The organism is Streptomyces muensis, from assembly GCF_021474425.1.
GTDB classification, from domain to species: Bacteria; Actinomycetota; Actinomycetes; order Streptomycetales; family Streptomycetaceae; genus Streptomyces; species Streptomyces muensis.
Genome location: NZ_JAKEIP010000237.1, coordinates 1 through 12,938, shown reverse-complemented (window position 1 = coordinate 12,938; position 12,938 = coordinate 1). Strand labels below are relative to the sequence as shown.

The window sequence follows — 12,938 nt, the reverse complement described above, 5'->3', positions numbered from 1 at the left end:
CGGGAGGGTACGGGGTGGTGGTCATGGGCCGGGCCCTTCCTGCTCTCGCACTCGTCGTGCCGGGCATGGCGTTCCGGCGCTTCGGACGGACAGTCTCCATTCCACTCCCCCACGACGGATGACGCCTTCCCCGCGGGCTCCCGAAATGTCCGCGGGGCTTGCGTTCACCTGGGCTGCGGGGCTCCGCTCTGTTAGATTGGTCTAAACCACATAGCCCTTCAGGGTGCCCTTCGAGTCCCTCTTCAGATCGGCAGGCCCAGCGTGGAAGTTGTCATCGTTCCGGACGCCAAGGCGGGTGGCGAGCTGATAGCCGAGGCCATGGCCCGGCTGCTCGCGCGCAAGCCCGACGCCGTGCTCGGCGTGGCCACCGGGTCGACGCCGCTGCCCGTCTACACGGCGCTGGCGGCCAAGGTGCGCTCCGGTGCCGTGGACGCCTCGCGGGCGCGGATCGCGCAGCTCGACGAGTACGTGGGGCTGCCCGCCGAGCACCCGGAGTCCTACCGGTCGGTGCTGCGGCGTGAGGTGCTGGAGCCGCTCGGGATCGGGATGGACGCGTTCATGGGGCCGGACGGCACGGCGGCGGACGTGCAGGGCGCGTGCGAGGCGTATGACGCGGCGCTGGCCGAGGCGGGCGGTGTGGACCTGCAGTTGCTCGGGATCGGGACCGACGGGCACATCGGGTTCAACGAGCCGTGTTCGTCGCTGGCCTCGCGGACGCGGATCAAGACGCTGACGGAGCAGACCCGGGTCGACAACGCGCGGTTCTTCGACGGGGACATCGAGCAGGTGCCGCATCACGTCATCACGCAGGGGATCGGCACGATTCTCGAAGCGCGGCATCTGGTGTTGCTGGCCACGGGGGAGGGCAAGGCGGATGCCGTTGCCGCGACTGTGGAGGGACCGGTGGCCGCGGTGTGTCCGGCCTCGGCGTTGCAGTTGCATCCGCATGCGACGGTCGTTGTGGACGAGGGGGCTGCGTCCAAGTTGAAGCTGGCGGAGTACTTCCGGCACACGTATGCCAACAAGCCGGAATGGCAGGGGATTTAAGAGCGGTTTCGTCTGCCGGGTTCGGTCTGTTGCGGGCTGCGGGTTTGTGGTGGGTTGATCGCGCAGTTCCCCGCGCCCCTGAGGGGGCACTGAAGGCGCCGGTCCTCTGAAAGGGACCGGCGCCTTTCTTCATGCGTCCGCTACCTCCCCGCGATGACCTCCGCCGCCGCTCGGCCGCACACGCGGGCCGCGCCGTGGGTGGCGATGTGGAGGGCGCCTCGGGGGGCTGACTGGGGGACGCCCATCTCGACCACGATCGTGTCCGGGCGGGCTTCCAGCAGGTGGTCCAGGGCGGCCGCCATCCAGGGGTGGCGGTGTTCGTCGCGGACCACGGCCACCACTCGGCGGCCGCCGGCGGCTTCCAGGGCCGCTCGGCCGGCGTTCTCACCCGTGTGCGTGCCTGTCTCGGTGCCGGGGAGCAGGCGGGTCAGTTCGGCGGCTACGCCCCAGGGGGTCTCGTCGCCGACGGCGATGTTGGCGACCGGGGTGAAGGCGGCGACGTACGGGGGGTCGGTGAGGGGGGTGAAGGACGCGGCGCCGGTCAGCTTCAGGGCGCGGCGGGCCGCGACGAGGCCCACGTCCGGGCGCCCCTCGCCCTCGGTCGCCGGGGTCGCGGTCGCGCTCCAGCGGGCCAGTTCGCGTACCCGTTCCGCGGCCTCCGCCAGGCGTTCCTCGGGGAGTTCGCCCGCGTGGACCGCCGCGACCAGGGCGTCGCGCAGTCGGCGTACCGTCTCGTCGTCAGCCAGGCCGCCGCCCACGCAGATCGCGTCGGCGCCGGCCGCGATGGCGAGGACGCTGCCGCGTTCGATGCCGTAGGTGGCGGCGATGGCCTGCATCTCCATGCCGTCGGTGACGATCAGGCCGGTGTAGCCGAGCTCGCCGCGCAGGAGGTCGGTGAGGACCGGGCGGGAGAGGGTCGCCGGGTGGTCGGGGTCCAGGGCGGGGACGAGGATGTGGGCGCTCATCACCGCCCGGGTGCCGGCGGCCATCGCCGCGCGGAACGGGGCGAGTTCGCGGTCGGCCAGCACCGAGGCGTCCGCGTCGATGCGCGGGAGGGCGTGGTGGGAGTCGACCGCCGTGTCGCCGTGGCCCGGGAAGTGCTTCGTGCAGGCCGCGACGCCCGCCGACTGCAGGCCGGTGACGTAGGCCGCGGTGTGGCGGGCCACGAGGGCGGTGTCGGCGCCGAAGGAGCGTACGCCGATGACCGGGTTCGCCGCGTTGGAGTTCACGTCCGCCGAGGGGGCCCAGTTGAGGTTCACTCCGCAGGCGGCCAGGCGGCGGCCCAGTTCGGACGCCACCTCCCTCGTCAGGTCCACGTCGTCCACCGCGCCCAGGGCGTGGTTGCCGGGGAAGGAGGAGCCGGTCCGCACCTCCAGCCTCGTCACATCACCGCCCTCCTCGTCGATCGCGACCAGCACGTCGTCGCGCTCGGCACGCAACTGGGCGGTCAGCGCGGCCAGTTGTTCGGGCGAGGCGATGTTGCGGCCGAACAGGCCGACGGAGGCGAGGCCCTCGCCGAGGCGGCGGAGCAGCCAGTCGGGGGCGGTGGTGCCGGTGAAGCCCGGCTGGAGCACGGTCAGGGCATCGCGCGTCAGACCATCCTTTTCCGGATCGGACGCGGTGGTGCCGCTGGCGAATGTCGTCATCGGGGGGCGTTATCCCTTCACGGCGCCGGCCGTCAGGCCGCTGACAGCCTTGCGCTGCAGGAAGACGAAGAGGATCAGGATCGGGACGGCGAAGAGGGAGGACGCCGCCATCGTGGCGCCCCAGTCGTTGCCGAAGGCGGTCTGGAAGCTGGACAGCCACAGTGGCAGGGTCTGCGCCTCCGCCTCCTTGTTCAGCACCAGGACCAGGGGGAATTCATTCCATGCGGTGATGAAACCGAAGAGCGAGGTGGACATCAGGCCCGGGGCCAGCAGCGGCAGGATGACCTTGCGGAAGGCCTGGGCGCGGCTGCAGCCGTCGACCATCGCCGCCTCCTCCAGCTCCCTGGGCACCGCGGCGACGAAGCCGCGCAGGGTGAGGATGGTGAAGGGCAGGATCATCATCATGTAGAAGACCGTCAGCGGCACGAGGCTGTTGAGCATCGAGGCGTCCCGCACGATCATGTACATCGCGATGATCATGACCTCCCAGGGCGCCATCTGGGCCACCATGAAGCCGATGACGAACCCGCGTCGCCCCTTGAACCGCATCCGGGCGAGCGCGAAGGAGCCGGCGAGCGCGACGACCAGGGCGAGACCGACCGCGCAGAGCGTGACGATCAGCGAGTTGGTGACGTACGTCCAGAAGTGGTCGACGCCGATCGCCCGCTCGAAGTGCTCGAAGGTGACGTCGGTCGGGAACCAGACCGGGTTCTCGGAGATGATGTCGCCGGTCGGCTTGAAGGCCGTGGAGAACATCCAGTACACGGGGAAGACGAAGCCGATGAACAGGACGACGGCCGTGACGTTGGGCCACAGGCGGCCGAAGAGCGAGCGCTTCACAGCTCGTCCTCCTCTTGCTTGAGCACGATCCGCAGGTAGTACGCGGTGAGGCCGAGCAGGATCAGGATGGTCAGGACGGCGATGGCCGCGCCCATGCCGTAGTGCTGGTTGCCGACGCCCTCGATGTAGGCGTAGACGGGCAGGATCTCGGTGAGCCGGTCGGGGCCGCCGCCGTTGATGGTGAAGACCTGCACGAACGCCTTGAAGACCCAGATGATCTCCAGGAAGGTCGTGGCGTACAGGAAGGGGCGCAGGAACGGCAGCGTCACCGTGGTGAAGCTCTTCCAGTTGCCGGCCCCGTCGAGCGCCGCGGCCTCGTAGAGCTCGCTCGGGATGGTGGTGGTGGCCGCGTAGAGGTTGATCGCGACGAACGGGATCGACATCCAGACGATCAGGACCGTCACCACGAAGAACGTCGACATCTGGCTGCTGGTCCAGCTGTAGTCGGCCATGGAGTGCCAGCCCAGCTTGTCCAGCACCCAGTTGACGACGCCGAAGCGCTGGGCGAACAGCCACTGGTAGACGGTGGTCGCGGCGACCACGGGCATCGCCCAGGCCAGCACGAGCCCGACCAGCAGCAGGACCCGCATCCGCTTGCCGAGGCGGGCGAGCAGCAGGCCGACCAGCGCGCCCGCGACCATGATCAGGGCGACGTTGACCGCCGTGAACAGGATCGAGCGCAGGGTGACGCGCCAGAAGTCCTCGCCGGTGAGGACCTCCTTGTAGTTGTCGACGCCGTTCCACTCGGTGACGTGCTGGATCAGCTGCGCCATGTTGAGGTTCTGGAACGACAGCAGCACGTCCTTGACCAGCGGCCAGCCGAGCAGCAGCACGGTGGCCGCGCAGGCGGGCAGCAGCAGGAGGTACGGGGTGAGCCCGCCGGCGCGGAACGCGGCTCGGGGCCGCGGCCCGGCGAGCCCGCTCTCATCCCTCTTGGTCACGTCCACCGGGCCGGAGGGCGGCCGTTCGGTCTGCACGGTCATGCTCGCGATCTCTCTTCTCGACCTACGTACGTGGAGCCGCGTACGGTCGCCGGGGCGGAGGGCGTCACGCGCATCCCCCGCCCCGGCGCGACCCGGTGCCGTTACTGCTGCTGGGCCAGACGCTTGTTGAACTCGTCCTCGACCTGCGCGGCCGCCTCGGCCGGCGACTTACCGTTCAGCACGGCGGTCATGTACGTCTTGACCGGGTTGGGCGCGTTCTCCACGGCGGCCCACTCGGGGATCAGCGGCGTGGTGCCACCGCCCGCGGCGGCCGGCGCTGCGGCCTCGGCGACGGCGTTGCCCTTGAGGTTGGTCTGCAGCGCCTCCTTGTTGGGGATGACGCCGTTGAGCTTGGCCAGCTCGCCCTCGTACTGGTCGGACAGGGCGATCCGCAGGAACTCCTTGGCGAGGTCCTGCTTCTGGCTGCCCGCGGCGACCGCGAGGTTGGAGCCGCCGAGGAAGACGCCCTCGGGCTTGTCGGCCGTGGCACCCGGGATGGTGAAGTAGCCGATCTCCTTCTCGATCTTCGGGTTGGCCTTGATCGCGATGCCGGCCTCCCAGCCCATGCCGATGAAGGCGCCGACGTTGCCCTTTCCGAAGACCTCGCCCTGCTGCGGGGTGGCCTCGTCCTTGTCCTTGGGCGCCTTGGACAGGGCCTGGAACTTCTTGTACGTCTCCATGGCGGCGGCGACCTTGGGGTCGGCGAGGTTGGAGACGTACTTGCCGTTCTCCTCCTTCACCAGCTGGACGCCCTCACCGATGGTGAGGCCCACGAAGTGGTACCAGTTCTGGCCCGGCAGGTAGATGGGCTCGGCGTCGGTCTTCTCGCCGATCTGCTTGAGGTCGGCGTAGAACTCGTCGCGGGTCTTGGGGGTGTCCTTGATGCCGGCCTCGGCCCAGACCTTCTTGTTGTAGAGGACGACGCGGTTGGCGAAGTACCAGGGGGCGGCGTACTGCTTGCCCTCGAAGATGGAGGACTCGTTGAGGGACGCGGTCCACTCGCCGCCGATCTCGTTCTTGAGGTCTGCGAGGTCGGCGAGGCCGCCGGTCTTGGCGTAGGCCGGGGTCTGGGTGTTGCCGATCTCGAAGACGTCCGGCGGGTTCTCCTCGGACAGGGCGGTGGTCAGCTTCTGCTGGATGCCGTTCCACTGCTGGACCTCGAACTTGACCTTGGCCTTGGTCTTCTTCTCGAAGGCCGCCGCGACGTCCTTCTGCCACTGGTCCGGGGAGGAGCCGTCCATCACCCACACCGTGAGCGTCTGGCCCGCGTACCCGTCCGCCCCGGCCTTGTCCCCGCCGTCGCCGTTGTCGCCCCCGCACGCCGCCAGGGAGATCATCATGCCCGCGACACCGATCGCGGATATCAGCTTGCGCTTCACGCCACCCTCCTCAGGGATGCCCACACCTCCCCCGCCCATGGGCCGGGACCTGGACCAATGGTGTAGACCAGTAGGGGGAGCTTGGACCAGACCACGAAGCGTGTCAAGGGTGGCCGAATAGCCTCTGACCAGCCGTTATGGGACCTACATATGCAGGAACCTTTAAGTAAGAAGGCAGCGAAAACAACCACGCCGGAGTACTCTCGTCCGCTAGACCACTCGACGCTGTGGACTAGACCAAAAGCGGCGGCGACGGGTATACAGAAGGGATCACGAGGTGACCCTCCTCCGGAGCCGGGAAGGCAGGCCATGAGTACCGACGTCAGCAGTGCGGAGAACGAGGGTGGGGCAGGCGTTCGCACCGCGCGCGTGCCCAAGTACTACCGCCTGAAGAAGCACCTGCTCGACATGACGGAGACCCAGTCGCCCGGCACCCCGGTCCCGCCCGAGCGCACGCTGGCCGCCGAGTTCGACACCTCCCGCACGACCGTGCGCCAGGCCCTCCAGGAACTGGTCGTCGAGGGCCGCCTGGAGCGGATCCAGGGCAAGGGCACCTTCGTCGCCAAGCCGAAGGTCTCGCAGGCCCTGCAGCTCACCTCGTACACCGAGGACATGCGCGCCCAGGGCCTGGAACCCACCTCGCAGCTGCTGGACATCGGCTACATCACCGCCGACGACCGCCTCGCCGACCTGCTCGACATCACCGCCGGCGGCCGGGTGCTGCGCATCGAGCGGCTGCGCATGGCGAACGCCGAGCCGATGGCCATCGAGACCACCCACCTGTCCGCCAAGCGCTTCCCCGCCCTGCGCCGCTCCCTGGTCAAGTACACCTCCCTCTACACCGCGCTCGCCGAGGTCTACGGCGTCCATCTCGCCGAGGCCGAGGAGACCATCGAGACCTCCCTGGCCACTCCGCGCGAGGCCGGCCTGCTCGGCACCGACGTGGGCCTGCCGATGCTGATGCTGTCCCGGCACTCGATCGACAAGACGGGCGAGCCGGTGGAGTGGGTGCGGTCGGTGTACCGGGGCGACCGGTACAAGTTCGTGGCCCGCCTGAAGAGGCCCCAGGATTAGGGTCCTTCACGTACTGCACGCGGTGTAGCGCAACCGCCGCTGTTGTTCTACGTTCCTCCCGTCGCCGCATGGACGGGAGGACTCCCCGGTGCGTACCGCGAATCCCCGAACCATCGTCATCTGGACCCTGGTCGCGCTCGTCGGTGCGACCGGGTGGACCGTGCTCGCGCTCTCGCGCGGCGAGGAGGTCTCCGCGGCCTGGATGGTCGCCGCCGCCCTCGGCTCGTACGCCATCGCCTACCGCTTCTACGCCAAGTTCATCGCGTACAAGGTCCTGAAGGTCGACAGGACCAGGGCCACCCCCGCCGAACGCCTCAACAACGGCATCGACTTCCACCCCACCGACCGTCGCGTCCTCCTCGGCCACCACTTCGCGGCCATCGCGGGCGCCGGTCCGCTCGTCGGCCCGGTGCTGGCCGCGCAGATGGGGTATCTCCCGGGCACGATCTGGATCATCGTCGGCGTGATCTTCGCGGGTGCGGTCCAGGACATGGTGGTGCTGTTCTTCTCCACCCGCCGTGACGGACGCTCGCTCGGGCAGATGGCACGGGAGGAGATCGGCCCGTTCGGCGGCGCCGCCGCGCTGGTGGCCACCTTCGTCATCATGATCATCCTGCTCGGGGTGCTGGCGCTCGTCATCGTCAACGCCCTCGCGCAGTCCCCCTGGGGCACCTTCTCCATCGCGATGACGATCCCGATCGCCCTGCTGATGGGCTTCTACCTGCGGGTCCTGCGCCCCGGCCAGGTCGCCGAGGTCTCCCTGATCGGCGTCGCGCTGCTGCTGTTCGCGCTGGTGGCGGGCCGCTGGGTCGCCGAGTCCTCGTGGGCCGGCGCCTTCACCCTCGCGCCCTCGACGCTGGTCGTCTGGATGGTGGCGTACGGCTTCATCGCCTCGATCCTGCCGGTGTGGATGCTGCTGGCGCCGCGTGACTACCTGTCGACCTTCATGAAGGTCGGCACGATCTTCCTGCTCGCCCTCGGCGTGGTCGTCGCACTGCCGACCCTGAAGATGGACGCGGTCACGGACTTCGCCTCGCGCGGCGACGGTCCGGTCTTCGCCGGTTCCCTGTTCCCGTTCGTCTTCATCACCATCGCCTGCGGCGCGCTGTCCGGCTTCCACGCGCTCATCTCCTCCGGTACGACGCCGAAGATGATCCAGAAGGAGACGCAGGTCCGGATGATCGGCTACGGCTCCATGCTGATGGAGTCGTCGGTCGCCGTGATGGCGCTGGTGGCGGCGAGCATCATCGACCCGGGCCTGTACTTCGCGATGAACGCGCCCGCCGGGGTCATCGGCGACACCGTGCAGAACGCCTCGCAGGTGGTGGGCAGTTGGGGCTACCAGATCTCCCCGGAGGCGCTGGCGCGGGCGGCGGAGAACGTCGAGGAGGCGTCCCTGCTCTCCCGGACGGGCGGGGCGCCCACCCTCGCCATCGGCGTCTCGGAAATCTTCTCCGAGGTGACCGGCGGGAGCCTGCGCGCCTTCTGGTACCACTTCGCGATCATGTTCGAGGCGCTGTTCATCCTGACCGCGCTGGACGCCGGCACCCGCGTGGGCCGGTTCATGCTCCAGGACATGCTGGGCAACGTCTACCGGCCCTTCAGGAACGTCAGCTGGAAGCCCGGCCTGGTCATCACCAGCGCGGTGGTGTGCGGCCTGTGGGGCTACTTCCTGTGGGTCGGCGTCCACGAGCCTCTCGGCGGCATCAACCAGCTCTTCCCGATCTTCGGCATCTCCAACCAGCTGCTCGCGGCCGTCGCCCTCGCCGTCTGTACGACCCTGCTGGTGAAGTCGGGACGCCTCAAGTGGGCCTGGATCACCGGGGTTCCGCTCGCCTGGGACGCCACGGTGACGCTCACCGCGAGCTGGCAGAAGGTGTTCTCCAGTGACCCGAAGGTCGGTTTCTTCAAGCAGCGTCAGGTCTTCCAGGACGCCATCGACCGCGGTGAGGTGCTGCCGCCCGCCAAGACCATGGACGACATGCACACCGTGGTCACCAACTCCACGGTGGACGGCGTCCTCTCGGCGGTCCTCGCGCTGCTGATCGTCGTCGTGATCGCCGACGCGACCCGCGTCTGCGTCCGGCACGTGCGCCGCCCGGCGCTGTCCACGCTCAGCGAGGCGCCGTACGTCGAGTCGAAGATCATCGCCCCGGCCGGGCTGTTCCCGACCAAGGAGGAGAAGGAGGAGGAGCGCGGTGCGGTCGCTTCGACGGGTGCTTGACGGTGTGCGCTGGTACGTACGCGAGCTGACCGACGAGTCGGCGTACGACCGTTATGTCGCGCATGTGCGGAGCGGGCATCCGGACGCCGAGGTGCCCTCGCGGCGCGACTTCGAGCGGATGCGGACCGACCGCCAGGAGCGGGACCCGCGCCAGGGGTTCCGCTGCTGCTGAGCGACCGTCCGGCGGCACACACCAACCCTCCACATCCGATATGCGGACGGGGTCTTCCGCTGTCGTTGCACTGTCACCTACATTGCCTGCGCGTTTCACAGGTGATCAGTGAGGGGACGGAGCCGTCAGATGTCAGATGCCCCAGAGGTGAACAGAGGGGTGGTGACACCCGTGCGGGTCGTCATCGCGCTCTGTCTCATCGCGCCCTTCGTGGCGATGTTGTGGGTCGGTTCGTACGCCAAGACGGATCCGGAGCTCGCCGGCATCCCGTTCTTCTACTGGTACCAGATGCTGTGGGTCCTGATCTCCACGCTGCTGACGATGGTCGCGTACAAGCTGTGGCAGCGTGACCAGCGCGCCCGTGCTTCCCAGAAGGGCGGTGCGCCGGAATGAACGACGGCGTGAACGGCGTCGCACTCGGCGTCTTCATCTTCTTCTTCCTGGCCGTCACGGTCATGGGCTTCCTCGCCGCGCGCTGGCGCAAGGCCGAGAACGAGCACAGCCTCGACGAATGGGGCCTGGGCGGCCGGTCGTTCGGCACCTGGGTGACCTGGTTCCTGCTCGGCGGCGACCTGTACACGGCGTACACCTTCGTGGCGGTCCCTGCGGCGATCTACGCGGCGGGCGCGGCGGGCTTCTTCGCGGTGCCGTACACGATCCTCGTCTACCCGCTGATCTTCACCTTCCTGCCCCGCCTGTGGTCGGTCTCCCACAAGCACGGCTACGTCACGACCTCGGACTTCGTGCGCGGCCGCTTCGGCTCGAAGGGCCTGTCGCTGGCGGTCGCGCTGACCGGCATCCTGGCGACGATGCCGTACATCGCGCTCCAGCTGGTCGGCATCCAGGCCGTGCTGGACGTGATGGGCGTCGGCGGCGGCGAGAACACGAACTGGTTCATCAAGGACCTGCCGCTGCTCATCGCCTTCGGTGTGCTGGCCGCGTACACCTACTCGTCCGGTCTGCGCGCGCCCGCGCTGATCGCGTTCGTGAAGGACACGCTGATCTACATCGTCATCGCGGTGGCGATCATCTACATCCCGATCAAGCTGGGCGGCTTCGACGAGATCTTCGCCTCGGCGGACAAGAAGTACACCGAAGCCGGTGCGGGCGGCCTCATTCCGCCCGCCGCTGCCCAGTGGGGGTACGCCACGCTGGCGTTCGGCTCGGCACTGGCGCTGTTCATGTACCCGCACTCGATCACGGCGACGCTCTCCTCGCGCAGCCGTGAGGTGATCCGCCGCAACACGACGATCCTGCCGCTGTACTCCCTGATGCTCGGCCTGCTCGCGCTGCTCGGCTTCATGGCCATCGCGGCCGGAGTGCTCGTCACCAACCCCCAGTTGGCGATCCCGCAGCTCTTCGAGGACATGTTCCCGGACTGGTTCGCGGGCGTCGCCTTCGCCGCGATCGGCATCGGGGCCCTGGTCCCGGCCGCCATCATGTCCATCGCGGCCGCGAACCTGTTCACCCGCAACATCTACAAGGACTTCATCAAGCCGGACGCGACACCCGCCCAGGAGACCAAGGTCTCCAAGCTGGTCTCGCTGCTGGTGAAGGTGGGCGCCCTGATCTTCGTCCTGACCATGGACAAGACGGTCGCGATCAACTTCCAGCTGCTGGGCGGCATCTGGATCCTGCAGACCTTCCCGGCCCTGGTCGGCGGCCTGTTCACCCGCTGGTTCCACCGCTGGGCGCTGCTGGCCGGCTGGGCGGTCGGCATGGTCTACGGCACGATCGCGGCGTACAACGTCTCCACACCGACGCAGAAGCACTTCGGCGGCTCCTCGGCGGAGATCCCTGGCATCGGCGAGATCGGCTACATCGGTCTGACGGCGTTCGTCCTGAACGTGGTGGTCACCGTGGTCCTGACCTTCATCCTGAAGGCCGCGAAGGCCCCGGAGGGCGTGGACGAGACAAGCCCGGAGGACTACACGGCGGACGCCGGCGACCCGGGAGTGAAGCAGGAGCTCCCCAAGGTGGGCGCCGGCCACTGACGCGCCCCTCAAGGGGCACGGGGCTGTGTCGATATGCGGCTCCGCCGCATGGGCGCGAGCAACCCCACACAACCCGCAGCGGGCCGCCGAAAGCAAGACCATCGGCGGCCCGCTGTCGTACACACTGACGACCATGGACATCCAGATCCGGCGAGCGAAACCCACCGAATACACGGCCCTCGGCGACATCACCGCCCAGGCCTACCTCCAGGACGGCCTCCTGGACTTCGGCGAGAGCGACGAGTACCTCGATGAACTCAAGGACGTGGCCAAGCGCGCCGCCGCCGCCGAGGTACTGGTCGCCGTGGCGGACGGCAGACTCCTGGGCGGCGTCACCTTCGTCCCCTCCGGCGGCCCCATGGCCGACATAGCCGCCCCCGGCGAGGCAGAGATCCGGATGCTCGCCGTCGACCACGCGGCGCGCGGCCGGGGCGCCGGCGAGGCCCTCGTACGCGCCTGTATCGACCGCGCACGGGCCACGGAAGCCTGCGTACGCATCGTCCTGTCGACCCAGCGCACCATGCACAGCGCCCACCGCATCTACGAACGACTGGACTTCGTCCGCACACCCGAGCGGGACTGGAACCCGATCCCGCACCTGGACGACATCACTCTCCTCACCTACCAGTTGACGCTCTGAAACCGGTGCGACACAACATCTGGGGGTGACGCGACAGCGCGGCACAAGATGTATGCTCATGCTCGCTGTCGCCGCAGGGGAATCCGGTGCGAATCCGGAACTGTCCCGCAACGGTGTACTTGTGCATGTCTGTTCCCGGAACCGTGCACAGGAGTCAGTCCGAGGACCTGCCGACAGCGCGCCCGGCCACCCGGCCGGTGCGCACTGACGTCCGGGCCTCGTGGAATGGGCCGGTGGACGCGACGCCGCGTGCGCTCGTGCTGCCCCCTGCCCTCCGCAAGGCCCCCGTGCCGAGCGAGGGAGAGCCCCCACGTGACCATCGCGCCAGCAGATCCGGCCTCAGCCCAGCCCCTTGAGGACGCCCCCGGAACCGCCTTGCTGCGGACCCTCACCGAGCTGACCGCCGACCTCCCCGACGCCGACCCCGGACGGGTCGCCGCCGCCGCGCTGCGCGGCCGGTCCGCGCTCGCGGACGAGGCGGAGTTGCGGGAGCTGGCGACGGAGGCCGCGGCCGGTCTGATCTCCGAGGACCCCGCCTACTCCCGGCTGGCCGCCCGGCTGCTCACCATCGGCATCCGCGAGGAGGCCGCCTCGCAGGGCGTCACGTCCTTCACCCAGTCGGTCGCGGTCGGCCACCGCGAGGGCCTCATCGCCGACCGGACCGCCGAGTTCGCGCGGATCCACGCGGCCCGCCTCGACGCCCTGGTCGACACCGCCGCCGACGACCGCTTCGGCTACTTCGGCCTGCGCACCCTGCACAGCCGGTACCTGCTCCGGCACCCCATCACCCGCAAGGTCATCGAGACGCCCCAGCACTTCATGCTGCGCGTCGCCGCGGGCCTCGCCGAGGACGACACCGTCCGCTCCGTGGACGAAGTCGCCGCGCTCTACGGGCTCATGAGCCGCCTCGACTACCTCCCCTCCTCCCCCACCCTCTTC

At 68.9% G+C, this 12,938-nt stretch carries 12 protein-coding genes and 1 riboswitch; of the genes, 8 read left to right on the top strand and 4 right to left on the bottom strand.

Annotation, left to right across the window (positions count from 1 at the left end):
- The first annotated feature begins 261 nt into the window (after positions 1-261).
- On the top strand, positions 262-1,047 hold the full coding sequence (gene nagB / locus L0P92_RS35130; protein ID WP_234767109.1) for a glucosamine-6-phosphate deaminase: 786 nt from the start codon (positions 262-264) through the stop codon (positions 1,045-1,047).
- Positions 1,048-1,187: 140 nt separating this feature from the next.
- Here nagB and L0P92_RS35125 read toward each other — a convergent pair whose 3' ends face one another.
- The 4 genes from L0P92_RS35125 to L0P92_RS35110 all read right to left on the bottom strand — a co-directional run bounded on the left by L0P92_RS35125 (position 1,188) and on the right by L0P92_RS35110 (position 5,895).
- Positions 1,188-2,693 carry a glycoside hydrolase family 3 protein gene (locus L0P92_RS35125; protein WP_234767108.1) on the bottom strand — a complete coding sequence of 502 codons (1,506 nt, stop codon included), beginning with the start codon at positions 2,691-2,693 and terminating at the stop codon, positions 1,188-1,190.
- A gap of 9 nt (positions 2,694-2,702) precedes the next feature.
- On the bottom strand, positions 2,703-3,533 hold the full coding sequence (locus tag L0P92_RS35120; protein WP_234767107.1) for a carbohydrate ABC transporter permease: 831 nt from the start codon (positions 3,531-3,533) through the stop codon (positions 2,703-2,705).
- The gene (locus L0P92_RS35115) at positions 3,530-4,516 is read right to left on the bottom strand and encodes a carbohydrate ABC transporter permease (protein ID WP_234767106.1); all 987 of its coding nucleotides are present in this window, start codon (positions 4,514-4,516) and stop codon (positions 3,530-3,532) included. Before L0P92_RS35115 ends, L0P92_RS35120 begins: the two co-directional genes overlap by 4 nt.
- Before the next feature lie 101 nt (positions 4,517-4,617).
- Complete coding sequence (locus tag L0P92_RS35110; RefSeq protein WP_234767105.1) at positions 4,618-5,895, bottom strand: extracellular solute-binding protein; 1,278 nt, start codon at positions 5,893-5,895, stop codon at positions 4,618-4,620.
- A 309-nt stretch (positions 5,896-6,204) separates the two neighbouring features.
- Here L0P92_RS35110 and L0P92_RS35105 point away from each other — a divergent pair, with 309 nt between their 5' ends.
- The 7 genes from L0P92_RS35105 to L0P92_RS35075 all read left to right on the top strand — a co-directional run.
- A complete protein-coding gene (locus L0P92_RS35105; RefSeq protein WP_234767104.1) occupies positions 6,205-6,969 on the top strand; it encodes a GntR family transcriptional regulator in 765 nt (254 codons plus the stop codon).
- A gap of 88 nt (positions 6,970-7,057) precedes the next feature.
- The gene (locus L0P92_RS35100; RefSeq protein ID WP_234767103.1) at positions 7,058-9,193 is read left to right on the top strand and encodes a carbon starvation CstA family protein; all 2,136 of its coding nucleotides are present in this window, start codon (positions 7,058-7,060) and stop codon (positions 9,191-9,193) included.
- On the top strand, positions 9,168-9,365 hold the full coding sequence (locus L0P92_RS35095) for a YbdD/YjiX family protein (RefSeq protein ID WP_234767102.1): 198 nt from the start codon (positions 9,168-9,170) through the stop codon (positions 9,363-9,365). The genes L0P92_RS35100 and L0P92_RS35095 overlap by 26 nt, the downstream gene beginning before the upstream one ends.
- 129 nt (positions 9,366-9,494) lie before the next feature.
- Entirely contained in the window at positions 9,495-9,758 is a 264-nt protein-coding gene (locus tag L0P92_RS35090) for a DUF3311 domain-containing protein (protein ID WP_234767101.1), read from the top strand.
- Positions 9,755-11,359, top strand: a complete 1,605-nt coding sequence (gene mctP, locus L0P92_RS35085; protein WP_234767100.1) for a monocarboxylate uptake permease MctP — start codon at positions 9,755-9,757, stop codon at positions 11,357-11,359. Before L0P92_RS35090 ends, mctP begins: the two co-directional genes overlap by 4 nt.
- 133 nt (positions 11,360-11,492) lie before the next feature.
- Entirely contained in the window at positions 11,493-11,999 is a 507-nt protein-coding gene (locus L0P92_RS35080) for a GNAT family N-acetyltransferase (protein WP_234767099.1), read from the top strand.
- Positions 12,000-12,041: 42 nt separating this feature from the next.
- Positions 12,042-12,211: riboswitch (cobalamin riboswitch) on the top strand.
- A 100-nt stretch (positions 12,212-12,311) separates the two neighbouring features.
- A partial coding sequence (locus L0P92_RS35075; RefSeq protein WP_308289791.1) for a ribonucleotide reductase N-terminal alpha domain-containing protein occupies positions 12,312-12,938 on the top strand: 627 nt, incomplete at its 3' end.